Source organism: Pseudomonas sp. FP818 (assembly GCF_030687335.1).
GTDB classification, from domain to species: domain Bacteria; phylum Pseudomonadota; class Gammaproteobacteria; order Pseudomonadales; family Pseudomonadaceae; genus Aquipseudomonas; species Aquipseudomonas shahriarae.
The window spans coordinates 270,282-296,975 of the sequence record NZ_CP117427.1 but is presented as its reverse complement, the minus strand read 5'-3'; the positions used below and the strand labels follow the sequence as shown (position 1 = coordinate 296,975).

Genomic DNA, 26,694 nt, shown 5'->3' with positions numbered 1-26,694 from the left:
TTCGCGCCCGATGCTGTGCGTCGGGCGCCTAAATGCTCATTAGGCCTGAGCCCAAGCAACCGAATCCTTCGCAAAATACCGACTAGGCACCTCCCCCAACACCCGCCTGAAAACACTCGTAAACGCACTCGAGCTGCTATACCCCAAATCAATCGCCACCCGCGTCACCGACTCCCCGTTCCCCAACCTGACCACCGCCGCCAACAGGCAGGCTTGCTGGCGCCATTCCACAAAGCTGATGCCCGTCTGCTGGCGAAACAAGCGGGTGAAGGTGCGGCGGCTCATGCCGAGGCGCTGGGTCATGTCGTCGATGCTGGTTTCCAGTGATGGCTGTTCCAGCAGGTGACGACAGATGGGGGCCAGCCGGGGGTCGTTGGGGAGTGGGGCGTTGAGTGACAGGGGGCGCATGTCGGCTATTTCGTCGAGCAGCAGGGTCATCAGGCGGCCGTGCAGGTGGTCCTTTTCGTACAGCGCCGGTATGTCGATGGCGCGGGTCAGCAGTTCGCGCAGCAGCGTCGATACACCGAACACCTGACATTGCGCGGGCAGGTTCAGGCGGGTTGCGGCGTGGGGGCGGATGTAGGTGTTGAGCATGGTCACCGGGCCGCTCATGCTCATTTCGTGGGGTACGCCCGCCGGGACCCAGATGGCGCGGTGGGGTGGCACCACCCAGTTGCCCTGTTGGGTGAAGACGGTGATCACGCCGCAGGCGGCGTAGGCGAATTGCCCGCGGCGATGGGTATGCACCGCAAAGTGCTGGCCATCGGCATAGTCGTTGGCGGTGACCACGGCGTCGCGGGGGGTGTTTTCGTAGGGGTCGATGTCAGTTTGGCGCATGGCCCGAATTTAATGATTTATGACCTGATAGTGCAAGCGAGCCATCGCGCCTATTGCGCATAGTTGCGCCTTGGCTGGCGCACACAGGTGCCGGCGCTGCTTTGTGGAATCAGAACACCATGCAAAAGAAGCATCTGGCCCTGGCCGTGTTGGTGACGGCTGTCTGGGGGCTGAATTTTCCGATTACCAAGTTGGGGCTGGCGGGGGTTGATCCGTTGTTGCTGACTGCGCTGCGCTTTACGTTGGCGGCGTTGCCGTGGGTGTTTTTTGTGCGGCGCCCGGCCATTGCCATGAAGTGGTTGGTGGCCTACGGGCTGATTTTCGGGGTGGCAATGTGGGCCTTGATCAACCTGGGGATTGAATGGGGTGTACCGCCAGGTACGGCAGCCTTGTTGATCCAGTTCAGTGCGTTTTTTACCCTGGTTTGGGGGGTGTTGTTGTTTCGCGAGCAACTGAGCGTCGGCCAGATCCTCGGGGTGGGGCTGGCGGCTGTAGGACTGGTCGGTATTATCGCCAGCAGTCCGGGCGAGGCGACAACCCTGGGTTATGGCCTGTTGCTGGTAAGTGCGTTCAGTTGGAGTGTGGGCAACGTCATCATCAAGCAATCAAAAGTGCGCGAGATGTTTGCCTTTGTGGTGTGGGCCAGTCTGTTCCCGCCGCTGCCGTTGTTGCTGCTGACGTGGCTGGCCCATGGATCGGCGCCGTTCACTGCGCTGGTCACCCATATGGAGTGGTTGACGGTGTTCTCGCTGTTGTTCCAGGTGTACGCGGCCACGCACTTTTGTTACTGGGGCTGGAACCTGCTGCTGCGCGAGTACCCGGTCTCCAAAGTGGCGCCGTTGTCGTTGCTGATCCCGGTGTTTGGCGTCACCGGCTCCATGCTGTTGCTGGGGCATCGGGTCGATCTCAACGAGGGAATCTCGATTGCGCTGATTTTGTCGGCCTTGGCAGTGGGGCTGGTGAAATCGCGCCCAGCGAGGACGTCATCTGCCGCTTGATGCCAAGGGCGACGCGCGCAAGATGGCACTTAGCCATATTTCTAATTGACACCCCCCTCCCCGTCCTTTAAAACCCATGCATTCGCTGCGGGAACCCTGCCCCCAACAGCACCCGCCGTTTTTTATCGAGACATGGATGTCGAAGAACCCGCCGCTTTTTAATCGTCGTCGCTATTTGCTCGCGTTTTTTATCGTGTTGCTGGCGGTGCTCGACCCCTTCGGCCTGGCCAGTTCCAGTGACAAGGCATCCGCCCAGTGGCTCAACCGGATGTTCTCCAGCAATTACCCGAGCACCGGCCAGCAACATATCACCGTGGTGTTGATCGACGACGCCTACCTGATGCGCAACAACACCTCATGGCCGATGCCGTATAGCGAGCAGAGCAAGTTGTTCAAGCGCTTGCTGGCCTACAAGCCCAAGGCGGTGTTTGTGGATTTGCTGTACAGCCACGATCACTCCCTGGGCGACCCGACGCGGGGCAGCCAGTTGTTGGCGAATGTGTTCGAGCGCTATCAGCGCCGGGGCATTCCGTTGCTGCTGGCCAACACCGGGGTGACACGGGGCGAGAATGGGCAGGCCAATACCCTTGAGCAATTTGCCGCGTTCAGCCAGCCAGGGCTGGTGGTCTGGGACGGTGTGGACGACAAGTACCCCTTGGCGATGCCGACCGCGCTGGGGGTAATGGAAACCCCGGCCCTGGCGCTGTACCGCCAGTTCTGCAAGGGCCAGCCGTGTGCCGACCAACTGCCGCGGGATGCTGAAGCCGCTGCACAGCTACAGCCGATCGCCGTGCAGTGGGGCTTGAAGCTGGCGCCGCAGCAGGCGCAGATCGCGGATATCCGGCACTGCGCACCACCGCGCAACTTTGTGCTGGATGGGGTGGCGCAATTGTTCCAGGCGGTGTTCTGGAAACTCGACGACTCCGCCCAGGCCCGTTGCCCGTATAGCCTGACCCTGTCGGCCAGCGACCTGGAGGTCAGCTCGCCGGAAGACCAGGCGTTGGTGGCCGGGTTGCTGCGCGACCGACTGGTGATGGTCGGGGCCAGTATCACCTCCACCGGCGACCTGGTGCAGTCGCCCGTGCATGGCCTGATCCCCGGGGTTTACCTGCATGCCATGGCTCTGGACAACCTGATCAACAAGGGCATGGATTACGACCGCGAGCCGGCCAATTTCCCGAGGTTGAACCTGCACTGGGTAGACGTCCTGGAGCTTGGGCTGCTGGCGCTGATTATCGTGCTCAAGGCCCTGCATGCACGGCGCCTGGCCGGTTTGCAAACCTGGACTCGCTGGCGGGATCACGAAACCCGCTTCTTCACCTCGCCCTACCCGTCGTGGGGGCTGGTGATGCTGGTGCTGCTGGCGGTGTGCTGGGTGCTGTATCTGAACCACATCACCCTGGTCAACGTGCTGGGTATTGTTTTGCTGTCATTGGCGCTGTTCAGCGAGCGGATCGAAGCTTTCTTCGACCGTGGCCGCTGAGGGTGCCGCCATGTCGTCTCACTCAAGGAAACCAAGGATGAACAGAATCCTCATCGTGTTACTCGCCGCGCTCTACAGCCAGGGCGTACTGGCCGAAACCCACGTCATCAAGGAGTTCCTGGCCGACCCGGTGGAGGTGGTGGACGAGCAGGGCAAGCTGCAGCGGGAAATCGCCCGCAAAGACACCCCCAAGCAACCCGTTCAGGTGTTGAAACTCAACAAGGAACTGGAGCTGGTCCAGGTGGAACTGGCTGGGCAGAAAGTCTGGCTGGATACCGGGGACCTGCGCATCGAGCCGCCCTTCCACGTCACCGAGCTGCCGTGCCAGCTCATGCCCCAAAGCCTGGCCAAGGACAGTAACAACAAGTCCACCCTCGGCTACGGTGCCGGCTGCAATCAATAAGGGAGTATCGCGGTGAAGGGATATCTATTGCTGGCCAGTGCATTGCTCAGCGGCTGCGCCACCTTGAAGGGGGCAGACCAGGCGTTTATGAACCTGGTGGGGCCATCGACGCAGTCGCGCGTCGAAGGCCACTATGTGGATAACGCCGACGTGCGCCAGTACTACAGGCTCGACCCGCAGCGCGCGGGCCAGCAGCGCTTGAGCTACGACGGCCGCACCGTACCTGCCGCCGAGGCACGCCAGCAGAACCTGGTGGATATCCCGATGCTGCAGGTGTACTTGCAGGGCATCGTCACGCGCCTGTCCAAGGGCTGGCCGGGGCAGTTGCCGCTGTTGCAGGTGAAGATCACCGACAGCTACAGCTTCGGGCCGTCGGCGGACCCGTACGGCAATATCTTCGTGCCCCTGGGCATGCTGGAGAACGTCGGCAGTGAAGATGAAATCGCCGCCATGCTCGGCCACGAAATGAGCCATGTGCTGTTGCATCACCATGACCGCGCCGCTGCCTTCCAGCAGCAGAAGGATATGTTCACCACCGTGGCGTCCACAGTGGCCCTGGCAACCGTGGCGGCCAACACCGGGGTGGACCGCAGTTCGGGCACCATGAAACTGTTCAGCAAAGACCCGGCCGGCACGCAAAAAACCATCGGCAATACCGTGTTGTATACCTCGCTGGCCAACAGTTTTTCCGACAACGTGTGGAGCACTGCGTGGGGCCGCAGCCAGGAAGACCAGGCCGATCTGCTCGGCACCGACCTGATGATCCGGGCCGGCTACGCGCCCCGTGCGGCCACCCACAGCCTGGAGCGCCTGAATGATTTCCAGGGCAAGCAGAAACCATTGCTGACGGGCTTTCTCACCGCCCGCAAGGACGCGATGCAAGACTCATTGCAGCAGTTCAACCTCGACCGCTTTACCAAGGAGCTGGACGTGCTGGTCAAGGACGGCCTGACCCATACCATCACCGCCACCACCGATTACTTCAACCGCTCCCACATGTCCGCCATCGACCGTGACACCGAGCTGCGCCAGTACCTGCAACGCGAGTACCGCAAGGAGCGCCGCGCCCGGGTCAACACCACGAACTGGCCGAAGGTGCGTGACGCCGCCCCTGTGGCCAAGGCCATGCAGGGTTACAAGGACGCCTACGCCGCCACCGCTGCCCTGGCAAAAAACAAGGTGCCCGAAGCCGATGCGTTTATCCGGCGCGCCTTGAGTTCACCGGTCAAGGACCAGCCAAACATCCGCCGCACCGCCTACGCCGTGCGCCTGGCCCAGGGCAAAAACGCCGAGGCGCTCCAGCAATTGCAGGCGATCAAGGACTGGTCCCTGGCCGGGCCTTCGACCTATGACTTGATGATCAGCTACTACCTCAAGCGCGGCGATGGCAAGGCCGCGCTGGCCATGATCGACACAGCCGAGCGCCACTTGGGTTCGGAAGAGTTGTTTATCACCGAGAAGCTGCTGGCCAATCAGCAACTGCAGAACACCCAACAGGTGCAAAGCGTACTGCGCAAATGCGGGCAGTACCCGACACGCAAGGCCAACTGCCAGAAGTTGGCGCAGGTCAAGGCGTAAGGTTTCAGGCAGCCATAAAAAAACCCCGACACGTCGGGGTTTTTTATTGCCTGGTATCAGGCACGACGCACGATCTTAGAACACGTTGATCGGGTAGTCGGCGAACAGACGGATTTCGTTACCACCAACGTTGTAGTTGTTGGCGTTGGTCGAAACACGCAACCAGGAGGCACGGGCACGCAGGCTCAGGTCTTTAGCCGGGCCGCTCTGTACCACGTACTTGAACTGGTTGAAGATTTCACGCTCGGTGCCATCGCCACGGTTGCTACCGTCGTCGATGTTGGTGCCGCGCACGTAAGCGATGTTGTAGCTCAGGCCCGGTACGCCAAAGGTGGTGAAGTCAATGCCGTAGCCGACCTGCCAGGAGCGCTCGTCTTTACCGTTGAAGTCAGACCAGAAGGAGTTGGCCAGCAGGATGGTGTTACCACCGTCGCCGATACCACTACCCTTGGTGTTGTTACGGTAGCCGCCGTACATGTAGCCGGTGTCACCGGTGCTGCGCTGGTGTGCCAGGGTCAGGCTGTGCGGACCGAAGGCCCAAGTGGCGCCCAAACTCCAGATTTTATTGTCGCGAGCGTCGGCATCACCTTGAGTCAGCTGGGCGAAGCTCTTGTCCAGCTTGGTCTTGTAGCCGTTGAAGTCAAACGTCAGGGACTGCTCTTGCGGCAGGGCCAGCACGTAGTTGACGTTGACGTATTGCTTCTTCAGCACGTCTTCCATGTCGGATGCGTACAGCGCGGCCGACAGGCTTTCGGTGAATTTGTAGCTACCGCCCAGGTAGGCGATGTTTTTCAGGTTGCCGCTGTCGGTGCCTTCGGCGCCTTTTTGGGCTTCCTTGGTGAAGTAACCGCCTTGCAGCTCCAGACCCTTGATCTCTTTGGAAACGATCGAGGTACCGGTGTAGGTTTCCGACAACAGACGGGAGTTGTCGTACTGCAGGACCGGCACGGCTGGCATCTGGTCACCGTACTTCAGTACGGTGCTGGAGATGCGTGCCTTGACGGCTGCGCCGCCCTTGGCCAGGTCGTGTGGTGCTGCGCCGCTGTCGCCTTGCTTGAAGAAGTTGATGCCACCAGCGCCGCTGCGACCTTTACCACCGTCCAGACGGATGGCGTATTGGCCGATCACGTCCACACCCACACCGACGGTGCCTTGGGTGAAGCCGGACTCAAACTTACCGATAAAGCCTTGGCCCCATTCAGCTTTATCTTTACCGCCGTCTTTGTAATCGCGGCTGATATACGCATTACGCGCCGCGATGTTCAGGTGGCTGTCTTCCACGAAGCCTTTGGATTGCTCCTGGTCGTTTGCCATTGCCTGAGTAGCGCTCAAAATCCCCAGAGCAATCAGACCCATCCGTTTATTCAACATTTTCTTATTCCTTATTACTGGTTGAGTACGCGCTGTGACACCTGGCTCCATTTGGCTTTTTTGGTATCAACTTTCCCCGGATAAAAAAAGGCCCGCGGACGACCGAATATGCCGCGGGCCTTTTTTTATAGGGAAGTCATGGCGGTTAGCCACAGGCGTTGAGGCGAATCCTATCCGCGCCCTCAGCCGCATGTCAATTTAGTGAATCGTCTGTATTTAGGCAAAAAAAGTCTAAGCGATATTATTTAGCCATTATTTACGCGATATATACGCTCGGCCAATTCATCGCCTGAATAAGCCGCTGGTGGGTAACGCATTTTCCCCTGCGGCGTAAAATTCTATAAAAAACACATCTTGAAACATTTGTTTTCGTGGAAGGTCGAGGAATGATTAACGCGCGCAAATAGCAAGCATTATCATTCGCGCGTTTTCTTCCTCCTTCTTACGGATACGCCCCTAGATGCCTGCCTCTCGCCTGACGCCCATAACCCTTGGGCTTTCCGCACTGCTGTGCGCCGGATTTGCCTGCGCCGCGACCACACTGCCCGCCACCTCCATCAGCGCCGAAGCTGACGAGGACGACCCGCGCGTCAAAGACACCAACACCGCCACGCGCACAAGCACGCCGGTGCGCTACGCGCCCCAGGCGATCGACTCGGTAAAGACCGAGAACCTGCGCGCCTACGGCACCAACGATCTGGGCCAGGCCCTGAGTGGCATCCCCAACGTCAGCAGCGGCGCCGACACGCGCTTCGACAGTTTGCGCATCCGTGGCTTCGATGCCAGCAACGACTTCTACCTCGATGGCATCCGCGACGACAGCCAGTACGTACGCGACCTGCACAACATCGAACGCATCGACGTGCTCAAGGGCCCCGCCGCCGTGTTGTACGGCCGTGGTGGCCAGGGCGGGATCGTCAACCGCGTCAGCAAAATGCCCCAGGCCGGGCGTGCTTCCAGCCTCGAGGCCCAAGGCGGCACGAACGGGCTGCGCAGTCTGTACACCGACTTGAGCGCTGACCCGACCGAGAACATCAGCCTGCGCCTGAACATGGGCAACGAGGACACCGACAGCTTCCGCGACGGCATCAGCGGCAACCGCAAACTGTTCGCGCCGTCGATAAGCTGGCAACTGACCCCGCAACTGAACTGGCTGGTGCAATACGAATACAGCCGCTACGACCGCACCCCGGACCGTGGCATCCCCGGCGTGCGCGGGCGCCCGGCCGATGTGAGCCGCGACACCACCTACGGCGACCCACGGGACTATATCGACGACACCACCCAATCCCTGCGCTCCAAGCTCGCCTATGAACTCAACGACAGCTGGCAACTGCGCCACACCCTGGGCGTGTTCAAGCTCGACAGTGACTTCGACAACACCTACCTGACCGGCTACAACCCCGTGACCAACATGGTCGGGCGCCAGCGCTGGCAGCAAGACCTGACGACGCGCAACGTATTCAATAACGTCGAACTCGAAGGTGGCTTCAATACCTTTGGCCTGGAACACCGCCTGCTGACCGGCGTGGAGCTGGGCAGCCAGCGCCGTGATCCGAAGTTGTACAGTGGCCAGGGCGTCCCGGCGCTGGATCTGAACCACCCCAACCGCCACCTGAGCCATACCGGGCCGATGACGATCTCGAGCAACAACCACACCGAGGTCGAAAGCCAAGGCCTGTATGTGCAGGACCAACTGCGCCTGAACGATCAGTGGCAGTTGCTCGCGGGTTTGCGCTACGACCGTTTTGAAGTGGACACCACCAATAAAATCATCAACCTGCGCAAAAAGGTCGACAGCCACAACACCAGCCCACGGCTGGGCGTGGTGTGGACGCCGGTGGAGAACCATTCGTTCTACGCGTCATGGAGCAAGACGTTTTCCCCCACCGGCGGCGGCCTGATCGGCATCACCCCGAATGCGACGGACAATACCAATGACCTGAGCCCCGAGCTGACCAAGCAAAAGGAAATCGGGGTCAAGAGCGACTGGCTCGACGACCGCTTGAGCACCACCCTCGCCGTGTATGAACTGGAGCTCTACAACCGCCGCACCCGCGACCCAGAGAAGCCACTGATCACCCTGCTCAGCGGAATCCAGCGTTCCCGTGGTATCGAGCTGACCACCACCGGCAAAATCGTCGGCAACTGGTATGTACGCGGCGGCATCGGCGTACAGGATGCCAAAGTGGTGAAAGACAACAATGGCTTTGAAGGCAAACGCATCAGCGACGTGGCCAAGCGCAACGCCAGCCTGTTCGTTACCTGGAAACCGGAAATGGGCTGGTACGCCGAAACCGGCCTGACCCTGGTGGGTGATCGTTATGCCGATAACGCCAACACCGTGGTGTTGCCGGGCTATGGCCGCTGGGACGCCCTGGCCGGGTTCCGGCACAAGGACTGGGATGTGAAGGCGGCGCTCAATAACATCAGCGACAAGACGTACTACGCGTCGGCGACCAGCGCCAACCAGATCCAGTTTGGTGAGCCGCGCAGCCTGGTGGTAACGGGGACGTACAACTTCTAAGCCACATGCGGCTCATGGGGGAGCGGGCTTGTCGGATCGCCGCATCGCCGCGAAGACGTCGGCCCAGCCAACATTGATGTTGACTGACCCACTGCTTTCGCGAGCAAGCCCGCTCCCACAGGGGATCTGCGCTTAACTGACTGGCATTAGGGCAAGCCCGCTCCCACACTTGCAGATCAGTGGCAGTCAGTTGCGGATCAATTCGCATAGCACTTGCACCTCATCCTCACTGAACAACCCCAGCGGGTAGCGCTCACTCATCACCCTGCGTGGATCAGCCTGCCGGATCCGGCGCGAGCCGTTTTCCTTCAACCAGAGTGCCAGCGCGTGAATCGCTTCGCCCCGAACTGCCAGGGGGTGGGGCGCGCGTGTATAGACCAGGTTGATATCGGCGTTCATTTCAGCGCTCTCTCCTACTGCTTGAGCGGCTAACTTACTCAAGGTTTATGACAGAACTGTGCAGTCACAAACCCCGATCACTGTCACAACGCCGATACAAGAGCTATGCCAATAAGCCCGATTTACGGGCTTGCACACACAAAAAAGCCCACGGCCCCAATGGGCCGTGGGCTTGCTGTTATTGCCCAGTGCAGTGGCTGGCGATCAGCCGTCGTACGGCGAAATCGCCTGTTACAAGTGCACTCAGTTTTTGTGCGGCGCGGGCTGTTGTTGGGTCAGACAGTGGATATTGCCGCCCCCCAGTAACAGTTCACGACCTGGCACCATCACCACTTCATGTTGCGGGAACAGACCCTGAAGGATTTCCTCGGCGCGACTGTCCAGCGGGTCATCAAAACTCGGCGCGATGATGCCGCCGTTGACGATCAGAAAGTTGACGTAGGAACCAGCCAAACGCACGGTCGGATTACGCTCCTGGGAACCGTCCACCGGATCAACACCGGCGCACTCTTCCTCAGTGGCGTACAACGGCCCCGGGATCGGCATTTTATGTACGATAAACGCGCGGCCCTTGGCGTCTGTGCTGTTTTGCAGCACGTCCATGGCGGCATGGCAGCGCGCATAGTTCGGGTCTTGCGGGTCGTCGGTCCAGGCCAGCAATACTTCGCCCGGGCGCACGTAGCAGCAGAAGTTATCCACATGGCCGTCGGTTTCGTCGTTGAACAGACCGTCGGGCAGCCAGATGATCTTATCCACAGCCAGGTTGGCGCTGAGGACCGCTTCGATCTCTTCGCGGCCCAGGTGCGGGTTGCGATTACGATTAAGCAGGCATTCCTCGGTGGTGATCAGCGTGCCTTCACCATCAACGTGGATCGAACCGCCCTCCAGCACAAAACCCTCGGTGCGATAACGCGGGCTGCGCTCGATCTCAAGGATCTTGCCGCCCACCTGGGAATCGCGGTTCCACGGCGCATACAAGCCACCGTCAAACCCGCCCCAGGCGTTGAAATCCCAGTTCACGCCACGCACTTCGCCCTGGTCATTGATCACGAAGGTCGGCCCGCTGTCGCGTACCCACGCATCGTCGCTGGACATCTCCACCACTCGGATATTCGGCACATCCAGGCGCGCCCGGGCGTTTTCGTACTGGCCGGCGGAGACCGCAACCGTCACCGGTTCAAAACGCGCAATGGCCTTGGCCACTGCCGCATGGGCCGCCTGCGCCGGCTTGCCGCCCAGGCGCCAGTTGTCGGGGCGCTCGGGCCAGATCATCCAGGCCTGGGTCTGGGGCGCCCACTCGGCTGGCATATAAAAGCCGTCAGCGCGAGGCGTGCTGTGCAAAGTGGTCATGGCGATCAGGACTCCAGGGAACCGTCGAGGGTCTTGAGCGCGCCGTACAGGTTCGGCCGGCGATCACGGAACGAGCCCCACGCGCTGCGGATGTGCTCCAGCTCATCGAGGTCGAAACTGTGCACCAGGATGCCTTCTGCGGTTTCGTTGAGCTCTTCGACTTTTTCGCCGAACTGGTTGGCAATGAACGACGAGCCGTAGAAGGTAATGTCGTAGCCGTCCTGCTCTTCGTTGCCGATGCGGTTACTGGCGATCAGCGGCATCAGGTTGGCGCCGGCATGGCCTTGTTGCACGCGCTGCCAGTGGTCGCGGGACGAAATGGTCTTGTCGTGTGGCTCGCTGCCGATGGCGGTCGGGTAGAACAGGATCTCTGCACCTTGCAGCGCCATGCTGCGGGCGCATTCCGGGAACCACTGGTCCCAGCAGATGCCCACGCCGATCTTCGCGTAGCGGGTGTTCCACACTTTGAAGCCGGTATCACCCGGGTTGAAGTAGTACTTTTCGTGGTAGCCAGGGCCATCCGGGATGTGGCTTTTACGATAAATCCCGAGGTTGGAGCCGTCGGCGTCGATGATCGCGATGCTGTTGAAACGCGCACGGCCAGCCAGTTCGAAGAAGCTGATCGGCAGCACCACTTGCAGTTCCTTGGCGATTTTCTGGAAGTGCTTGATGGCCACGTTGTCGTCAACCGAGGTCGCCAGTTGCAGATAGTCCGGGTTCGGCTTCTGGCAGAAGTACGGGCTTTCGAACAGTTCCTGGATCAGGATGATCTGCGCGCCTTTGGCGGCGGCCTCACGGACCAGCTTTTCAGCGGTCTCGATATTGGCTTCAAGGTCCCAGGAACAAGCCATCTGGGTAGCGGCGACGGTAACGATACGGCTCATGAATCATCTCCTGGGCGGTGGTCAGCGGCCAGGATAACCAGGGCCGATGACAGAAAGGGGAATGCTGCGCGACTTTATAGCGGATAAAAATCGGCTTTTAAAGCGCGCAAACATCCGACTATCTAAAAAACTCAAAATAATACCGATAACAATCGGCTTTAAAAGTGAAACCCCAATCAACTGTGGGAGCATTTCAATTTATTGAAGGGGGTTACAACCCTTCATCCAGCACCTTCGACAACATGTCGACAAAGAAATCCACACTGCGTTTAGACGTGACCATCGGCGGCTTGATCTTGAGGATGTTCAAATAGTCCCCGGTCGGCTGCATAAAAATCCCCAGCTCACGCAAGCGATCACACAGCTTGGCGGTTTCTTGCGTCGCCGGCTCCAGAGTCTGCCGGTCCCGCACCAACTCCAGCCCCAGATAAAAGCCCGAGCCATGCACCGCCCCCACCAGCGGATGGCGCTCGATCAGCGCCTCGAGCCGCGCCTTGAAGTGCCCGCCGACCACCTGGGCGTTTTCCCAGAGCTTTTCTTGCTCCATCACATCCAGCACCGCCAGACCAATCTGGCAACTGACCGGGCTGCCGCCGGAGGACGAGAAGAAGTACCCTTCGGCCTCCAGCGCTTCGGCGATTTCCCGGCGGGTAATCACCGCACCGAGGGGCTGGCCGTTACCCATGCCCTTGGCCATGGTGATGATGTCCGGCACCACGCCCTGCTCTTCAAAGCCCCAGAAGAAATGGCCCATGCGCCCATAGCCGACCTGCACTTCATCGGCGATACACACACCACCCTGGGCGCGCACCAGGGCATACACCTGCTGCAAATAGCCCGGTGGCAGGGCGATGCCACCGGCATTGCCATACACCGGCTCGCAGATAAAGCCCGCCAACTGGCGCTGGCTGGCGGCGATTTTCGCCAGGTTGTGCTCAACGCTGCGCACGTAATCCGGCGCAGTGTCCGGGCCACGGAATTCGCCGCGATAGGTATTGGGCGCGGTCACGGGGTGCACCCAGTCGGGCCGGCTGCTCAGGGCCTGGGGGTTGTCGGCGATCGAGGTGGACACCGCATCGGCCGCCACCGACCAGCCGTGATAGGCCTCCAGCACACTGAGCATGTCGCGCCCGCCGCTGTAGGCCCAGGCCAGGCGGATCGCCAGGTCGTTGGCTTCGGTGCCACTGTTGACCAGGAACACGCGGTCCATGGACTCGGGCGCCAGCGCCAGCAGACGCTCGGAAAACTCGGCAATTGCGGCGTAATGAAAGCGTGAGTTGGTGTTGAGCAGCGACCACTGCCGCGCCGCCACCTGGGCCATGCGCGGATGGCCGTGGCCCAGTACCGCGACATTGTTGAGCATGTCCAGGTACGAGCGGCCCTGCATGTCGATCAGATGATTGCGCCAGCCACGCTCGATGCGCGGCGGGTCGACGTAATAGTGCTTCTGCGAGCGGGCGAAGCTGGCGTCGCGCCGGGCCAGCAAGGCTTCTGGATCCAACTCCGGCTCGGCGTCACAGGCCAGGCCCAGCAGCGTCGCCGGCGATGGGCACAACGCCTGCCAGGCCGCAGCGCGGGACGGCGTGCAGAACAATGGCGGATCAAGGTCAACCCGGCACAGTTGCACGGTCAATGCCCCGCCCGCCTCCCCCAGTACCTGGCCTTTGAGCACCGCGGCACCGGGTTGCAAGGCATTTTTCAGGCCCTGTAGCCGTACATTCAGTTGCGCGCTATGCAGACTTAATACGCCATCGGCAGTGCTGCGCAGGATGCCGGCGAACGGCGCCTCTACGACGCTGCCCTGGGGCACATACAGTTCGACGTGCAGGGCGAACGTGTGCGGTTCGCTCGCGCAGTCCGGACGCGTGCGGGACAAGCGATACTGGCCATAACGACTGGCCGCCAAGCCGTGGACCGTTGCAGCCTGCTGCAATAGATGTTGGTCGATGCCAGGGGTTTCCCAGTTTCCGGCTTCGAAATGTTCACTGAGTACACCCAGGTCGATCAGCGCGAACTCGCGCCCCACCAGGCCCGGCAGCAGCGGGGCAAAGCCTTCGCTGGCCACTGGTTTGGGGGTTGCACCGACGCACGCCTGGATCGCCGCCTCCATCAATTCAAACGGCACCGAGGTGGCAACGTGGAAAATTTCCCACTCGTGCTCGGCATTCTTCAACAGGTAAGAGTTATCTGGGTCCAGGCGCTGCTGCTGTTCGCTGCTCAGGACTAGAACCGCCGCACGGGCCACAATCAGCGGCCACAACGCCTGCAATTCCTGGGGTTGCAAAGGGGTCAACGCGTGACAGGCCTGGATCGCCGGCAGGATCGCAAACGGGTCGCCGTCGGCGTGGTGCAATAACGCGGCGCAGGTCACCGACAAATCAGCAATCCGCCAGGTATGCACCAAATCACCGAAGTCGATAACGCCCTGCACCTGCCAATGCCGCTCGGCATCCCGCTGCCACACCACGTTGTCATCGGTGATATCCATATGCACCGCCTGCCACGGCAATTGCTCGGCCAGGGGGCGCAGGCGCTGCTCGACCTGGGCGGCGACCTGTTCCAGGGCCGCACGCTGGGGCAGGTTGTCGAGTGTCGAGAGTAAATGACGGATCAGTTCCAGGGCGTGGCGCGGGTCCCACTGCAGGGTGCGCTCCAGGCCCTCATGGGCGAAGCCGGCCAATGCCCGGCTCATCTGCCCGCACAGCTGGCCAAACCCGGCGATCAGCTCACGGCCCAGGTGCGGCAGGTGGGTCAGCGGCTGGCCGTCGATATAGTCCAGCAACCGCAGGTGCACCGCCTGCCCGGCCACCGTCAGGCTCAGCAGTTGCTCGCCATCAAGGGTACTGATGACCGTGGGCACCCGAACCGCCGCATGTGCCTGCAGGTGCGCCAGAGCGGCGTGCTGGGCGTGCAGCTCGACGGCGGCATACTCGCCACGGCAGATTTTCAGGACGAAGCGGCCCCGGTCACTGTCGACCCGGTAATTGAGGTCTTGCTGGCTGCCCAGGGACTGCAGCGTGCCACTGAGGCCGTAATGTTGCTCAAGCAACTGCAAGGCTTGCTCCGGCCCGACTTGAGGGCACGGCAAACTGGCGCGGTGGATCAATGTATCGAGCAACATGTGACGGCCCCTGGTTTTTTTGTCCGGCGCTTATATCGCCATTGTTAATAGGTCGAATGCAACCCTAGCCCATTGTGATGGTCTTCTTTGAGCACGCAAGCCGGGCCAATCTGACCACCGCCCCTTGCACCGCCCATCGCAAGCCCGCAAGCTATGCCCCATTCGCTCAATGTCCGTCTAAGGAAAAGGCCTCTCGACATGCGTATTCTTGTTACCGGTGGTGCCGGTTTTATCGGTTCCGCACTGATCCGCCATTTGATTCAAAACACTGAACATGAAGTTCTCAACCTCGACAAACTGACCTACGCGGGCAATCTTGAGTCGCTGACCAGCATCGCGACCGACAGCCGCTATGAGTTCGTCCAGGCCGATATCATCGACCAGGCCACCGTCAGTGCAGTCCTGGCACGCTTCCAGCCCCAGGCCATCATGCACCTGGCGGCCGAGTCCCATGTCGACCGTTCCATCGACGGTCCGTCGGACTTTATCCAGACCAACATCGTCGGCACCTACAGTCTGCTGGAAGCCACTCGCGCCTACTGGCAGCAGTTGGCAGAGCCGGCCAAGAGCGCCTTCCGCTTCCATCACATTTCCACCGACGAAGTGTATGGCGACCTGCATGGTGTGGATGACCTGTTCACCGAAACCACGCCTTACGCGCCCAGCTCGCCTTACTCTGCGAGCAAGGCCGCGTCCGACCACCTGGTTCGCGCCTGGCAGCGCACCTACGGTTTGCCGGTGCTGCTGACCAACTGCTCGAACAACTACGGGCCGTTCCACTTCCCCGAGAAGCTGATCCCGCTGGTGATCCTCAATGCCTTGGCAGGCAAGGCCCTGCCGGTGTACGGCGATGGCCTGCAAGTACGTGACTGGCTGTTTGTCGAAGACCACGCCCGCGCACTGCTCAAAGTAGTCACCGAAGGTGTAGTGGGCGAGACCTACAACATCGGCGGGCACAACGAGCAAAAGAACATCGACGTGGTGCGTGGCATCTGTGCACTGCTCGAGGAGCTGGCGCCACAGCGTCCGGCCGGCGTTGCCCAGTTCACCGACCTGATCACCTTCGTCAAGGACCGTCCAGGCCATGACCAGCGCTACGCTATCGACGCCAGCAAGATCGAGCGCGAACTGGGTTGGGTCCCGGAAGAAACCTTCGAGAGCGGTCTGCGCAAGACCGTGCAGTGGTACCTCGATAACCTGGAATGGTGCCGCCGGGTCCAGGACGGCAGTTATCAGGGCGAACGCCTCGGCAACACCGAAGCGAAGGACCTGATTGCATGATGAAGGGAATCGTACTGGCCGGTGGCTCCGGGACGCGCCTGCACCCCATTACCCTGGGGGTTTCCAAGCAGTTGCTGCCGGTGTACGACAAACCGATGATCTACTACCCGATTTCCGTGCTGATGCTCGCCGGAATCAAGGAGATCCTCGTGATTTCTACGCCGGTGGACTTGCCGCAATACCGCAACCTGCTGGGCGACGGCAGCCAGTTCGGCGTGCAGATCAGCTATGCCGAGCAACCCTCGCCCGATGGTTTGGCACAGGCCTTCCTGATCGGCGAAGCGTTCATCGGCAATGACCCGGTATGCCTGATCCTGGGCGACAACATCTTCCACGGCCAGCATTTCAGCGAGCAACTGCGCGCCGCCGCCAAGCGTCCATCCGGCGCCACAGTGTTCGGCTACTGGGTCAAGGACCCGGAGCGCTTCGGCGTAATTGATTTCGACGGTGAAGGCCGCGCGCTTTCCATCGAAGAAAAACCCGCCAAGCCAAAGTCCAGCTATGCCGTGACCGGCCTGTACTTCTATGACAACGATGTGGTCAAGATTGCCAAGGCCGTCCAGCCCTCGCCACGCGGCGAGCTGGAGATCACCGACGTCAACAATGCCTACCTCAAGCGCGGCGACCTGCATGTCGAGCGCTTCGGCCGTGGCTTCGCCTGGCTCGATACCGGCACCCATGACAGCCTCCTGGAAGCCTCGATCTATGTGCAGACCATCGAGCACCGCCAGGGCTTGAAAGTGGCTTGCCTGGAAGAAATCGCCTACGAAAACGGCTGGATCGACCGCGACCATCTGCTGGAGCGGGCCAAATACTTCGGCAAGACTGGCTATGGCCAATACCTGTTCTCCCTCGCAGGGGAAACCCAATGAATGTGAGCGGTACACCGTTGAAAATCCTCATCACCGGCCAACACGGCCAGGTTTCCCGCGAGCTGCAACTGCGGCTCCAGGGCCTGGGTGAACTGGTCGTGCTCGGTCGCGACCAGCTCGACCTGGCCAACCCCGAGCAGATCCGCCAACAGGTGCGCAGCCTTCGCCCTGGGCTGATCATCAACGCAGCGGCCCATACTGCTGTCGACCAGGCCGAGAACGAGCCCGAGGTGGCCTTCGCGATCAATGCCACGGCGCCCGGCATCCTCGCCGAAGAAGCCAAGGCCCTGGGCATCCCGTTGATCCACTACTCCACCGACTATGTGTTTGACGGCAGCAAGCCGGCGCCCTACACCGAGGACGATGCGCCCAACCCGTTGGGTGTCTACGGCCAGAGCAAGCTGGCGGGCGAGCAGGCCATCGCGGCGGTGGGCGGTCAGTACCTGGTCCTGCGTACCAGTTGGGTGTATTCGAGCCACGGCAAGAACTTCCTGCTGACCATGCAGCGCCTGCTCCAGGAAAAACCGCAGATGCGTATCGTCGCCGATCAGATCGGTGCGCCGACCTGGGCCGGGACCATCGCCAACAGCACCCGGGCACTGATCGAGCGCTGGCAGGCCGGCCAGGCCGGGGACTGGGGCGTCTATCACTTGACGGCCCAGGGCGAGACCTCGTGGTTCGGCTTTGCCCAGGCCATTGGCGAGCAACTGCTGGCCGAAGGCAAGGCGTGCGCCGAGCTGGAAGGGATTCCCGCCAGCGACTACCCCACGCCCGCCAAGCGCCCGTTGAACTCGCGCCTGGACTGCAGCCGTCTGCAACAGCAATGGCACGTCGGCCAACCGCAATGGCGCGAAGCATTGCGCGAGTGTCTTGCACAGCAGCACTAGGCATAATGCGCCTGTACCCACAGGCGCAGACTTACATGACTCCACCCCTTCCACGAAGACCCCGCTGGCGCAGCCTGGCGTTGCTGGCGTTATGCCTGGCACCGCTGCTGTGGCCGCTGGAGCATCTGGCCGAACGTTACTACCGCAGCGAGCTGGCCGGGCAGAACCGCCAGACCCTCGACCTGTACGTCGCCAACCTGCTGGGCACCCTGCACCGCTACGAAATACTGCCGCAAATCCTCGGCGAATTGCCGGCCTTGCGTACCGCCCTGGAAGCGCCTCACATCAGCACCAACCTGGTCGCCGCCAACCAGTTGCTCAAGGAGGTGTCAGTCCAGGCGGGCGTGGAAGTGATGTACCTGATGGACACCCGTGGCAAGACCCTGGCCGCCTCGAACTGGGACAAACAGGACAGCTTCGTCGGCCGCAACTTTTCCTTTCGTCCGTATTTCAGTGAGGCCATGGCCGGGCGCCTGGGGCGTTTCTTCGGCCTGGGCACCACCTCGGCCAAGCGCGGGTACTTCTTCGCCGCTGCGGTGCGCGAAGACGAACATGTGATTGGCGTGCTGGTGGTCAAGGTCGACCTGGACCACACCGAAAGCCTCTGGGGCCAGACCCCCGAGCAACTGCTGGTCACCGACCACAACGGCGTGGTGATCCTGACCTCACGCCCACAATGGCGTTTTCGCGCGACCCGGCCACTGACCGAGGCCGAGCACCAGGCGATCGTCGCGATCCAGCCCTACCCGACCCGCGACCCACAGCCCCTGACTTTCAGCTCCAATGCCTGGCTGCGCCAGTCCACCGAAATCGCCGAAACCGGCTGGAATGTGGAGATTCTTGCGCCGCGCACCCTGATCGACCGCCCTGTGCGCACGGTGGTTGCCGTCGGCGGCGCGACCTTACTGGTGCTGATGCTGCTGCTCGGCCTGATGATGCAGCGCCGTCGCCACTACCTGGAACGCATCGCCTTTGAAGCCAAGGCCCGGCGCGAGCTGGAAATGCGCGTGGCCGAACGCACCAGTGACCTCGAAGGCCTCAACCGCCGCCTGCGCCAGGAAGTACTGGAGCGCGAAAATGCCCAGCAGGAATTGGTGCGCGCCCAGGATGACTTGGTGCAGGCCGGCAAACTGTCGGCGCTGGGTACCATGTCGGCGAGTATCAGCCATGAACTCAACCAGCCCCTGGCGGCCATTCGCAGCTACGCGGAAAACGCTGAGATTCTCCTCGATCACCAGCGCACCGACGACGCGCGGGGCAACCTCAAACTGATCAGCGAACTGACCGGGCGCATGGCCTCGATCATCGCCCACTTGCGCGCCTTTGCCCGCCGCGACCGGCATGCCCCGGAAAGCGTGGCCTTGCAACCGGCCCTGGACGATGCGCTGGCATTGCTGGCCAAGCGCCGGCGGGCCATGGAAGTGGAGCTGATCCGCGACTTGCCAGAAGCCTCCCTGTGGGTGGAGGCCGGGGAAACCCGCCTGCGCCAGGTGCTGGGCAACCTGCTGGCCAATGCCCTGGATGCGTTGACCGAAAAGGGTCCGCCGCGCAAATTGTGGCTGAGTGCCGAATCCACCGAGCAGGGCGTCAACCTGTACATCCGCGACAATGGGCCGGGGTTCTGCATGGAAGCCCTGGGTCGCGCCAGCGAGCCCTTCTATACCACCAAGACCCGCACCCAGGGCCTGGGGTTGGGCCTGGCCATCTGTGACACCCTGATGCGTGCCTTTGGTGGTGAACTGCTGTTCGCCAACCACAAGGAAGGCGGCGCACTGATAACCTTGAAACTGCGCGCCGGGGCACCCGGCGTCAGTCTGCAACCGTCCGAGGACCGCAGTGTATGACTATCGATAACCAGATTCAGGTGGTGTTGATCGACGATGATCCACACCTGCGTCAGGCCCTGTGCCAGACCCTGGACCTGGCCGGGCTGAAAGTCCTGCCCCTTGGCGAGGCCACCGGCCTCACGGCGCGCCTGACGCGGGATTGGCCAGGGGTGGTGGTCAGCGATATCCGCATGCCCGGCATGGACGGCCTGGAGCTGCTCACCGAGCTCCACGGCCAGGACCCGGAGTTGCCAGTACTGCTGATCACCGGCCACGGCGATGTGCCACTGGCGGTGCAAGCAATGCGCGCCGGCGCCTATGACTTCCTCGAAAAACCCTTCGCCAGCGACGCCCTGCTCGACAGCGTGCGCCGCGCCCTGTCGCTGCGCCGGCTGGTGCTGGACAACCGCAGCCTGCGCCTGGCCCTGAGTGACCGCCAGCAATTGAGCACGCGCCTGGTAGGCCAGTCGGCGCCGATGCTACGCCTGCGCGAGCAGATTGGCGCGCTGGCGGCGACCCGCGCCGACGTGCTGATCCTCGGCGAAACCGGCGCCGGCAAGGAAGTGGTGGCGCGCGCCCTGCACGACCTGTCGAACCGCCGCACCGGGCCCTTCGTCGCTATCAACGCAGGCGCCCTGGCCGAGTCCGTGGTCGAAAGCGAGCTGTTCGGCCATGAGCCGGGGGCGTTTACCGGTGCGCAGAAACGGCGCATCGGCAAGTTCGAATTTGCCAACGGCGGCACGTTGTTCCTCGATGAAATCGAGAGCATGAGCCTGGATGTGCAGGTCAAGTTGTTGCGTCTGCTACAGGAGCGGGTGGTTGAGCGCCTGGGGGGCAATCAGCAGATCCCGCTGGATATCCGCATCATCGCCGCGACCAAGGAAGACCTGCGCCAATCCGCCGACCAGGGGCGCTTTCGCGCAGACTTGTACTACCGCCTGAACGTCGCGCCGCTGCGCATTCCGCCGCTGCGCGAGCGGGGCGAAGATGCCCTGATGCTGTTCCAGCACTTCGCCGACGAGGCCAGCAGCCGCCACGGCCTGCCGCTGCATGAGCTGCAGCCGGGCCAACGGGCAATGCTGTTGCGCCATAACTGGCCGGGCAACGTGCGCGAACTGCAAAACGTCGCCGAGCGCTTCGCCCTTGGCCTGGAACTGGCCCTGGACAGCGCACCGGACGGCCCGGCGCCGGGTGTACCGATGTCGACGGGGGGCTTGAGCGAGCAAGTCGAGCACTTTGAAAAAGCCCTGATCGCGGCCGAACTCGGCCGCCCCCACAGCTCTGTACGCAGCCTGGCCGAAGCCCTGGGCGTGCCGCGCAAAACCCTGCATGACAAGTTACGCAAGCACGGCCTGAACTTTGCCGACAGCGGCAACGCCCACGCTGACGACGATTGACCTTTTCCCCCCTGCCAAGAGACTGCCATGAGCCGCGATAGCCGTTACCTGGAATCCATTCTGCACCATGACATCCCCCTGACCCGGGAGATGGGCCTCAAGGTGCTCGACTGGCAGGACCGGCAACTGCGCCTGCACTTACCGTTGCAAGCCAATATCAACCACAAGAGCACCATGTTCGGCGGCAGCCTGTATTGCGGCGCGGTCTTGGCGGGCTGGGGCTGGCTGCACCTGCAATTGCGCGAGGAAGGGATTGAAGACGGGCATATCGTGATTCAGGAAGGGCAGATCAGCTACCCATTGCCTGTCACCCAGGACGCCACGGCGATTTGCCAGGCCCCGGAGGACAAGGTGTGGAAGCGCTTTTTGGCGACCTACCGGCGCCATGGCCGGGCGCGGCTGGCGTTGCAGGCGTGGATCGTGAATGAGGGCAGTGACGCGCGGGCGGTGGCGTTTACCGGGCAGTACGTGTTGCACCGCTAGGCAAGATCATCCAAGGCCTATCTGGGAGCGGGCTTGTGTGGGAGCAGGCAAGCCAGCTTGTATGGTTAGACTTGTAGGGGTGGTGGGACTAAAAGCCAGCATCTGACTCTAGCCAGTACAGACCGTGGGAGACTTCGCCCCACCCCTTCACCAAAGCGCCGATAAGGAATGCATCGGCCATGACCGACGATAGAAGCAAGCCAGCGCAACGGTGAAGCCCCGACAAGCCCGTAAACCCTAACCCGGAGCTTTTCTCATGGCAATGACTGTCTCGCAATCAATCATTGGAGTGGATGTCGCTAAAGCCGAAGTAGTTGTTTATCAAAGTGAAACTGCTGAAACAAAGATCGTATCGAACAAGAAAAGCGAGCTGAAGGCATGGCTGAAGTCTTTGCCTGCGGGCAGCGCCATCGCAATTGAAGCCACCAATATCTATCACGTGGATACCGTCAACTTGGCTCATTCGATGGGCCATATCGTTTACGTGATTGATGGATATCGCCTTAGCCATTACCGCAAAGGCACAGGTGGTCGCGCTAAAACAGACTTCAGTGATGCGCAGTTGCTGGCTCGCTACTTGAAGAATGAACAGGCTGATTTACGCGCCTGGAATCCGCCGCCGAAGATTTTATACCAAGCTTCAAAGCTTGCTGCGTCGACGCGCAGCGCTGGTGAAAATGCGTGTTGCACTGAATCAGAGCTGGGCGGGCGAGCCATCACTCAAGGCCTCGTCCAAGAGCATTTCAGCGTGTCTTGATAGGCATGAGGGGCTCATTGAGAAAAGGATATTAGATGCTGTTACTGAGGCGGGGCTTTTGCATCAGGTCAAGCGCTGCCAAGCCGTCGAGGGCATTGGTTTTCTGACAGCGGTTGCCCTGGTAATGGCGTTTCAGCGAGGAGAATTTGAAAGTGCTGACGCTTACATCGCGTTCTTGGGAATGGACTTGAGAGTATCCGATTCTGGGCAAATGAGCGGACGCCGCTCATTGAGCAAGAAGGGAGATTCAGAGATACGTAGATTGCTGCATAACGCGGCGTCAGCAGGTATCAGGTCAGAAGCCTGGAAACCTTTATACGAGGGTTATCTGGCCAGGGGCCTGAAAACGATTCAAGCCCTGGTCATCATTGGCCGCAAGCTGGCGCGCATCGCCTTTTCGCTCATGAAAAACCTGAGCGAATACCAGTCAAAAGCGGTTTTGGGGGCTTCCCCAAAACCATAGAATCTCCCACATTTGATCTGCATTGCCTTCAAGAACGGGCCAGAGTCAGCAAACGCTCGCGCCAGGCGGCCTTGGCCGGCAAGGCCAGGAAGAACGGGTTCAACAGCGACTCGCGCGCCGGGTAGCTGAACGGCTGGCCATTCAACTCCAGCACTTCGCCGCCAGCCCCTTCCAGCACGCCCTGGGCGGCGGCGGTGTCCCACTGCGACGTCGGCGCCAGGCGCGGATAGCAATCGGCGCTGCCTTCGGCCAGCAGGCAGAATTTCAAGGAGCTGCCGATATTGGCCAGCTTCAACTCCCCCAGCCCTTCACTCAACCCATCGAGCAAGCGCTCCTGTTCGGGGCTGGTGTGGCGACGGCTGGCAACCACGGTGAACGCCTCGCCTGCGGCCGGCTTCTGGCGCACCTGGATCGGCCGGGGTGCGGCATTCACGTCGGAGCGCCACGCCCCAAGCCCGGCGCCGCCGAAGTAGCAGCGGCCACTGGTGGGCATCGACACCACGCCAAACACCACCTGCCCCTGTTCGATCAAGGCGATGTTGACGGTAAATTCTTCACTGCCGCTGATAAATTCCTTGGTGCCGTCCAGCGGGTCCACCAACCACCAACGCTGCCAACCGGCACGCACGCTCTGGTCGATGTCGGCATCTTCTTCCGACAGCACCGGGATGCTTGGGTCCAGCGCAGTGAGGCCGGCGAGAATCAGGTGATGGGCGGCCAGATCGGCGGCGGTCACCGGCGAATCATCCGCCTTGGCCGTCACGGCTACATTGGCGCGCCAGTACGGCAGGATGACCTCGCCGGCCTGGCGGGCCAGTTCAATCACCGGGGCAATGTACGGGTGGCCGAGGAACAATTCGCTCATGACTGGAAGGCTCCACGCTGGGTCAACAAGTCCCGCACCAGGTACAACGCGGCCAGGGCCCGGCCTTCGCTGAACTGCGGGTTCTGCGCCAGTTGTGCCAGCTCGCGCAGGTTGACCCGGTCCACGCGCATCGGCTCGGGCTCGTCGCCTTCCAGGCGCTCTTCGTACAGCTCGGTGGCCAGCACCACCTGGATTTTCTGGCTCATGTAGCCAGGGGACAGGGACAGTTCGGTCAGGTGCTCCAACTGCCGGGCGCCATAGCCCGCCTCTTCCTTGAGCTCGCGGTCTGCCGCCGCCAGCACGTCTTCGCCCGGCTCGATCAGGCCCTTGGGCAATGACAGTTCATACTCATCCGTGCCACCGCAGTATTCTTCCACCAGCAGCGCGTGGTCAGCGTCGATCATCGCCACGATCATCACCGCGCCATACCCTGCACCCCGGCCCACCAGGCGCTCGTAGGTCCGTTCAACGCCATTGGAAAAGCGCAGTTGCACTTCCTCCACGCGGAACAAACGGCTACTGGCGACAATTTCGCGGGCGAGGACGGTGGGTTTCTGGCGCATAGAGGGCTCCTTGGCGTGATCGGGTTACTATACCGTGGCTTTTCCGATTGTCTGTGTCGGATATATTTACTTACCTGCTTGAGAACCCACCATGCCGCCACTGCCCTGGTCCGATATCGACACCGTCCTGCTGGACATGGACGGCACCCTGCTTGACCTGCATTTCGACAACCACTTCTGGATGGAACACCTGCCCCGGCGCTATGCCGAACTGCACGGTGTGAGCCTTGCCCTGGCGGAGATGGAGTTGCAGCCGCTGTTCGAGCGTAACGCCGGCCAGTTGCAATGGTATTGCCTGGATTTCTGGAGCACCGAACTGAAGATCCCGGTGCGCGAACTCAAGCTGGAAACCGCCCATTTGATCGCCCTGCGGCCGGACGCCGATACCTTTCTGGCGGCCATCAAGCAGGCCGGCAAGCGCGTGATCCTGATCACCAACGCCCACCGCGATTCGCTGTCGTTGAAGTTGGAACGCATTGAGTTGGCGCCGTATTTCGAGCGGCTGATCAGCTCTCACGACTATGGTTTTGCCAAGGAAAACCCGCAGTTCTGGGACGCCCTGCAAGCGGACATCGACTTCGACCCGGCGCGCAGCCTGTTTATCGACGACACCTTGCCGATTCTGCGCAGTGCGCGGGATTTTGGCGTGGGGCATTTGCTGGCGGTGAAAGAGCCGGACAGCCGCAAAGGGCCGAAGGATACGGCGGAGTTTGATGCAGTCGGGGATTACCGGGAATTGATCAGCGGGCTCTAAAACTAGATGTGAGGCCCCTGTGGGAGCGGGCTTGCCCGCGATAGCGGTGGGTCAGAGCTAGATCTGCTGACTGACACACCGCAATCGCGGGCAAGCCCGCTCCCACATTATTCAGTTGCTCCGGGTATTACTCAGGAATACGCAGCGTCTGCCCTGGGTAGATTTTGTCCGGGTGCGACAACAGCGGCTTGTTGGCCTCGAAGATTTTGTTGTACAGGTTGGCATTGCCGTAGACCGACAGGGAAATCGCGCTGAGGGTGTCGCCCTTTTTCACCACGACAAAACGGGCAGCCGCAACAACAGGGCCCGACACAGTGATCTGGTCATCCACGGTCGCCACGCCGGCAATGTTGCCCAGCGCCAGCAGAATCTTCTCTTTCTCCTCCTGGGTGGCGACTTCACCGGTCACCGTCACCTTGTCGCCCACCACGGTGGTCTGCACATTCGGGTTACCCAGGCCGACCTTGGCAACGTGATCCTTCAACTGCTCACTCGCGTTTGCATTACCCGGCGTCAACAGATCAACGATTTTCTCGCCGGCTTCTTTGATAAAGCTAAAAAGACTCATAGTGCGCTCTCCTTGGGATTGGGTTTCCAGATGCCAAAGACTAGACCAGTCTTACAGACCTTGGTTCCAGCCCGACCAATGACGCAAACGCGCTAGAATCCCTGCGCCATTGGAATAAGCCCCCGGAGCGAAGATGGACATCAAACAACTGAAATTCCTCATCGCCCTCGACGAAACCCGTCACTTCGGCCAGGCGGCCGCGCGCTGTCACATCACCCAGCCAACCCTGTCGATGCGCCTGCGCAGCCTGGAAGAAGAGCTGGAGCTGCCGCTGGTCAATCGCGGCCAGCGTTTCGAGGGTTTTACCGCCCCTGGCGAGCGGGTGCTGGCGTGGGCGCGTACGGTACTGGCCGCCTATGACGGCCTGCAGGCCGAAGCGGCCGCCTGCCGGGGCAACCTGGTGGGGACATTGCGCCTGGGCGTGGTGCCGCTGTCGAGCTTTGATCCGCTGGCCTTGATGCAACAGTTGCACAGGCAACACCCCAGCCTGCGCTTTGAGCTGTCGGCGTTGAGCTCCGAGCAGATCCTCGAACAACTGGCGAGCAATCGCCTGGACCTGGGGGTGTCCTACCTTGAACGCCTCGACAGCGAGCGCTTTGACTCCCTGGCCCTGGACGAAACCCGCATGGGCCTGTTGTACGACCAACGCTTTTTCAGCTTTGGCGAAAAGCCCCTGAGCTGGGAGGCGCTGATCGAGCTGCCCCTGGGCATGCTCACCAGCGGCATGCATTTTCGCCAGTCCATCGACCATAACTTCCATAGCCGCGGCCTGACGCCACACCCCTTGCTGCAAACCGATGCCGTCCATCAGTTGCTGCAGGCCGTGCATGGCGGCCTGTGTTGTGCGGTGATGCCCCTGGACGGCGGCCTCGAAGCCCTGACCGAACATCTGCGCCTGCAACCTATCGAAAACGCGCAAACCCTGGCCAAGCTGGGGCTGATCATGCGGCGCAGCGCGCCACGTTCGGCGTTGGCCGAGGCATGTTTCGCGCTTTATCAGTAATCGCTACCGGAGCATTGATCGACG

Annotated in this window: 22 protein-coding genes and 1 pseudogene; 14 read left to right on the top strand and 9 right to left on the bottom strand. The window is 61.3% G+C overall.

Going from position 1 to position 26,694, the window contains the following annotated elements:
* Positions 1–39 precede the first annotated feature (39 nt).
* Positions 40–837: a helix-turn-helix domain-containing protein gene (locus PSH80_RS01290; RefSeq protein ID WP_057437098.1), complete on the bottom strand. Its 798-nt coding sequence runs from the start codon at positions 835–837 to the stop codon at positions 40–42.
* Positions 838–956: 119 nt separating this feature from the next.
* On the opposite strand from PSH80_RS01290, the gene PSH80_RS01285 reads away from it, so the two are divergent.
* The 4 genes from PSH80_RS01285 (at position 957) to PSH80_RS01270 (ending at position 5,299) form a co-directional block, all read left to right on the top strand.
* A complete protein-coding gene (locus tag PSH80_RS01285) occupies positions 957–1,835 on the top strand; it encodes an EamA family transporter (protein WP_305418876.1) in 879 nt (292 codons plus the stop codon).
* Between the two features lie 136 nt (positions 1,836–1,971).
* A complete protein-coding gene (locus PSH80_RS01280) occupies positions 1,972–3,318 on the top strand; it encodes a CHASE2 domain-containing protein (protein WP_057958019.1) in 1,347 nt (448 codons plus the stop codon).
* A gap of 37 nt (positions 3,319–3,355) precedes the next feature.
* Positions 3,356–3,721 carry a hypothetical protein gene (locus tag PSH80_RS01275; RefSeq protein WP_057437096.1) on the top strand — a complete coding sequence of 122 codons (366 nt, stop codon included), beginning with the start codon at positions 3,356–3,358 and terminating at the stop codon, positions 3,719–3,721.
* A gap of 12 nt (positions 3,722–3,733) precedes the next feature.
* Positions 3,734–5,299: a M48 family metallopeptidase gene (locus tag PSH80_RS01270; protein WP_216312182.1), complete on the top strand. Its 1,566-nt coding sequence runs from the start codon at positions 3,734–3,736 to the stop codon at positions 5,297–5,299.
* 75 nt (positions 5,300–5,374) lie between these two features.
* Here the strand turns inward: PSH80_RS01270 and PSH80_RS01265 are convergent, their stop codons facing one another.
* Entirely contained in the window at positions 5,375–6,670 is a 1,296-nt protein-coding gene (locus PSH80_RS01265; RefSeq protein ID WP_057958017.1) for an OprD family porin, read from the bottom strand.
* Between the two features lie 460 nt (positions 6,671–7,130).
* Here PSH80_RS01265 and PSH80_RS01260 point away from each other — a divergent pair, with 460 nt between their 5' ends.
* Complete coding sequence (locus PSH80_RS01260; protein ID WP_305418872.1) at positions 7,131–9,197, top strand: TonB-dependent siderophore receptor; 2,067 nt, start codon at positions 7,131–7,133, stop codon at positions 9,195–9,197.
* Positions 9,198–9,383: 186 nt separating this feature from the next.
* Here PSH80_RS01260 and PSH80_RS01255 read toward each other — a convergent pair whose 3' ends face one another.
* The 4 genes from PSH80_RS01255 to PSH80_RS01240 all read right to left on the bottom strand — a co-directional run bounded on the left by PSH80_RS01255 (position 9,384) and on the right by PSH80_RS01240 (position 14,951).
* The gene (locus tag PSH80_RS01255) at positions 9,384–9,596 is read right to left on the bottom strand and encodes a hypothetical protein (RefSeq protein ID WP_057958013.1); all 213 of its coding nucleotides are present in this window, start codon (positions 9,594–9,596) and stop codon (positions 9,384–9,386) included.
* Positions 9,597–9,839: 243 nt separating this feature from the next.
* Positions 9,840–10,946 (bottom strand): agmatine deiminase, encoded by a 1,107-nt coding sequence (gene aguA / locus PSH80_RS01250; RefSeq protein ID WP_057437092.1) that lies wholly within the window; start codon positions 10,944–10,946, stop codon positions 9,840–9,842.
* Between the two features lie 5 nt (positions 10,947–10,951).
* A complete protein-coding gene (gene aguB, locus PSH80_RS01245; RefSeq protein ID WP_057437091.1) occupies positions 10,952–11,830 on the bottom strand; it encodes an N-carbamoylputrescine amidase in 879 nt (292 codons plus the stop codon).
* A 211-nt stretch (positions 11,831–12,041) separates the two neighbouring features.
* A complete protein-coding gene (locus tag PSH80_RS01240) occupies positions 12,042–14,951 on the bottom strand; it encodes an aminotransferase (RefSeq protein WP_305418870.1) in 2,910 nt (969 codons plus the stop codon).
* Positions 14,952–15,149: 198 nt separating this feature from the next.
* On the opposite strand from PSH80_RS01240, the gene rfbB reads away from it, so the two are divergent.
* From rfbB to PSH80_RS01205, 7 genes and pseudogenes are all read left to right on the top strand, one after another.
* Complete coding sequence (rfbB, locus tag PSH80_RS01235) at positions 15,150–16,232, top strand: dTDP-glucose 4,6-dehydratase (protein ID WP_120731259.1); 1,083 nt, start codon at positions 15,150–15,152, stop codon at positions 16,230–16,232.
* Positions 16,229–17,104 (top strand): glucose-1-phosphate thymidylyltransferase RfbA, encoded by an 876-nt coding sequence (gene rfbA / locus PSH80_RS01230; protein WP_057437086.1) that lies wholly within the window; start codon positions 16,229–16,231, stop codon positions 17,102–17,104. The genes rfbB and rfbA overlap by 4 nt, the downstream gene beginning before the upstream one ends.
* Positions 17,101–17,991, top strand: a complete 891-nt coding sequence (gene rfbD / locus PSH80_RS01225; protein WP_128593032.1) for a dTDP-4-dehydrorhamnose reductase — start codon at positions 17,101–17,103, stop codon at positions 17,989–17,991. Before rfbA ends, rfbD begins: the two co-directional genes overlap by 4 nt.
* A 35-nt stretch (positions 17,992–18,026) precedes the next feature.
* Complete coding sequence (locus tag PSH80_RS01220; RefSeq protein WP_198791962.1) at positions 18,027–19,835, top strand: ATP-binding protein; 1,809 nt, start codon at positions 18,027–18,029, stop codon at positions 19,833–19,835.
* Positions 19,832–21,214 (top strand): sigma-54 dependent transcriptional regulator, encoded by a 1,383-nt coding sequence (locus tag PSH80_RS01215; protein ID WP_169989227.1) that lies wholly within the window; start codon positions 19,832–19,834, stop codon positions 21,212–21,214. The genes PSH80_RS01220 and PSH80_RS01215 overlap by 4 nt, the downstream gene beginning before the upstream one ends.
* 27 nt (positions 21,215–21,241) lie before the next feature.
* Positions 21,242–21,697, top strand: coding sequence for a thioesterase domain-containing protein (locus PSH80_RS01210; RefSeq protein ID WP_057437082.1), 456 nt, complete (start codon positions 21,242–21,244; stop codon positions 21,695–21,697).
* A 256-nt stretch (positions 21,698–21,953) separates the two neighbouring features.
* A pseudogene (locus tag PSH80_RS01205) lies at positions 21,954–22,917 on the top strand (IS110 family transposase).
* Positions 22,918–22,945: 28 nt separating this feature from the next.
* On the opposite strand, the gene cysQ reads toward PSH80_RS01205, so the two are convergent.
* Positions 22,946–23,782 carry a 3'(2'),5'-bisphosphate nucleotidase CysQ gene (gene cysQ / locus PSH80_RS01200; RefSeq protein ID WP_057958007.1) on the bottom strand — a complete coding sequence of 279 codons (837 nt, stop codon included), beginning with the start codon at positions 23,780–23,782 and terminating at the stop codon, positions 22,946–22,948.
* Positions 23,779–24,345 (bottom strand): ADP compounds hydrolase NudE, encoded by a 567-nt coding sequence (nudE, locus tag PSH80_RS01195; protein ID WP_128593033.1) that lies wholly within the window; start codon positions 24,343–24,345, stop codon positions 23,779–23,781. Before nudE ends, cysQ begins: the two co-directional genes overlap by 4 nt.
* A 91-nt stretch (positions 24,346–24,436) precedes the next feature.
* Here nudE and yrfG point away from each other — a divergent pair, with 91 nt between their 5' ends.
* Positions 24,437–25,099 carry a GMP/IMP nucleotidase gene (yrfG, locus tag PSH80_RS01190; protein WP_057958005.1) on the top strand — a complete coding sequence of 221 codons (663 nt, stop codon included), beginning with the start codon at positions 24,437–24,439 and terminating at the stop codon, positions 25,097–25,099.
* A 127-nt stretch (positions 25,100–25,226) separates the two neighbouring features.
* Here yrfG and lysM read toward each other — a convergent pair whose 3' ends face one another.
* Entirely contained in the window at positions 25,227–25,667 is a 441-nt protein-coding gene (lysM, locus tag PSH80_RS01185) for a peptidoglycan-binding protein LysM (protein WP_128593831.1), read from the bottom strand.
* A gap of 133 nt (positions 25,668–25,800) precedes the next feature.
* Here lysM and PSH80_RS01180 point away from each other — a divergent pair, with 133 nt between their 5' ends.
* Positions 25,801–26,670, top strand: a complete 870-nt coding sequence (locus PSH80_RS01180; RefSeq protein WP_115127156.1) for a LysR family transcriptional regulator — start codon at positions 25,801–25,803, stop codon at positions 26,668–26,670.
* Positions 26,671–26,694: the final 24 nt, after the last annotated feature.

Coding starts and splice junctions, on each gene's coding strand:
- PSH80_RS01260 (WP_305418872.1), top strand. CDS start 7,131: ATGCCTGCCTCTCGCCTGACGCCCATAACCCTTGGGCTTTCCGCACTG.
- PSH80_RS01275 (WP_057437096.1), top strand. CDS start 3,356: ATGAACAGAATCCTCATCGTGTTACTCGCCGCGCTCTACAGCCAGGGC.
- PSH80_RS01290 (WP_057437098.1), bottom strand. CDS start 837: ATGCGCCAAACTGACATCGACCCCTACGAAAACACCCCCCGCGACGCC.
- yrfG (WP_057958005.1), top strand. CDS start 24,437: ATGCCGCCACTGCCCTGGTCCGATATCGACACCGTCCTGCTGGACATG.
- PSH80_RS01215 (WP_169989227.1), top strand. CDS start 19,832: ATGACTATCGATAACCAGATTCAGGTGGTGTTGATCGACGATGATCCA.
- lysM (WP_128593831.1), bottom strand. CDS start 25,667: ATGAGTCTTTTTAGCTTTATCAAAGAAGCCGGCGAGAAAATCGTTGAT.
- PSH80_RS01220 (WP_198791962.1), top strand. CDS start 18,027: ATGACTCCACCCCTTCCACGAAGACCCCGCTGGCGCAGCCTGGCGTTG.
- PSH80_RS01180 (WP_115127156.1), top strand. CDS start 25,801: ATGGACATCAAACAACTGAAATTCCTCATCGCCCTCGACGAAACCCGT.
- rfbD (WP_128593032.1), top strand. CDS start 17,101: ATGAATGTGAGCGGTACACCGTTGAAAATCCTCATCACCGGCCAACAC.
- cysQ (WP_057958007.1), bottom strand. CDS start 23,782: ATGAGCGAATTGTTCCTCGGCCACCCGTACATTGCCCCGGTGATTGAA.
- PSH80_RS01285 (WP_305418876.1), top strand. CDS start 957: ATGCAAAAGAAGCATCTGGCCCTGGCCGTGTTGGTGACGGCTGTCTGG.
- PSH80_RS01265 (WP_057958017.1), bottom strand. CDS start 6,670: ATGTTGAATAAACGGATGGGTCTGATTGCTCTGGGGATTTTGAGCGCT.
- nudE (WP_128593033.1), bottom strand. CDS start 24,345: ATGCGCCAGAAACCCACCGTCCTCGCCCGCGAAATTGTCGCCAGTAGC.
- PSH80_RS01210 (WP_057437082.1), top strand. CDS start 21,242: ATGAGCCGCGATAGCCGTTACCTGGAATCCATTCTGCACCATGACATC.
- aguB (WP_057437091.1), bottom strand. CDS start 11,830: ATGAGCCGTATCGTTACCGTCGCCGCTACCCAGATGGCTTGTTCCTGG.
- rfbA (WP_057437086.1), top strand. CDS start 16,229: ATGATGAAGGGAATCGTACTGGCCGGTGGCTCCGGGACGCGCCTGCAC.
- PSH80_RS01280 (WP_057958019.1), top strand. CDS start 1,972: ATGTCGAAGAACCCGCCGCTTTTTAATCGTCGTCGCTATTTGCTCGCG.
- PSH80_RS01255 (WP_057958013.1), bottom strand. CDS start 9,596: ATGAACGCCGATATCAACCTGGTCTATACACGCGCGCCCCACCCCCTG.
- aguA (WP_057437092.1), bottom strand. CDS start 10,946: ATGACCACTTTGCACAGCACGCCTCGCGCTGACGGCTTTTATATGCCA.
- PSH80_RS01240 (WP_305418870.1), bottom strand. CDS start 14,951: ATGTTGCTCGATACATTGATCCACCGCGCCAGTTTGCCGTGCCCTCAA.
- rfbB (WP_120731259.1), top strand. CDS start 15,150: ATGCGTATTCTTGTTACCGGTGGTGCCGGTTTTATCGGTTCCGCACTG.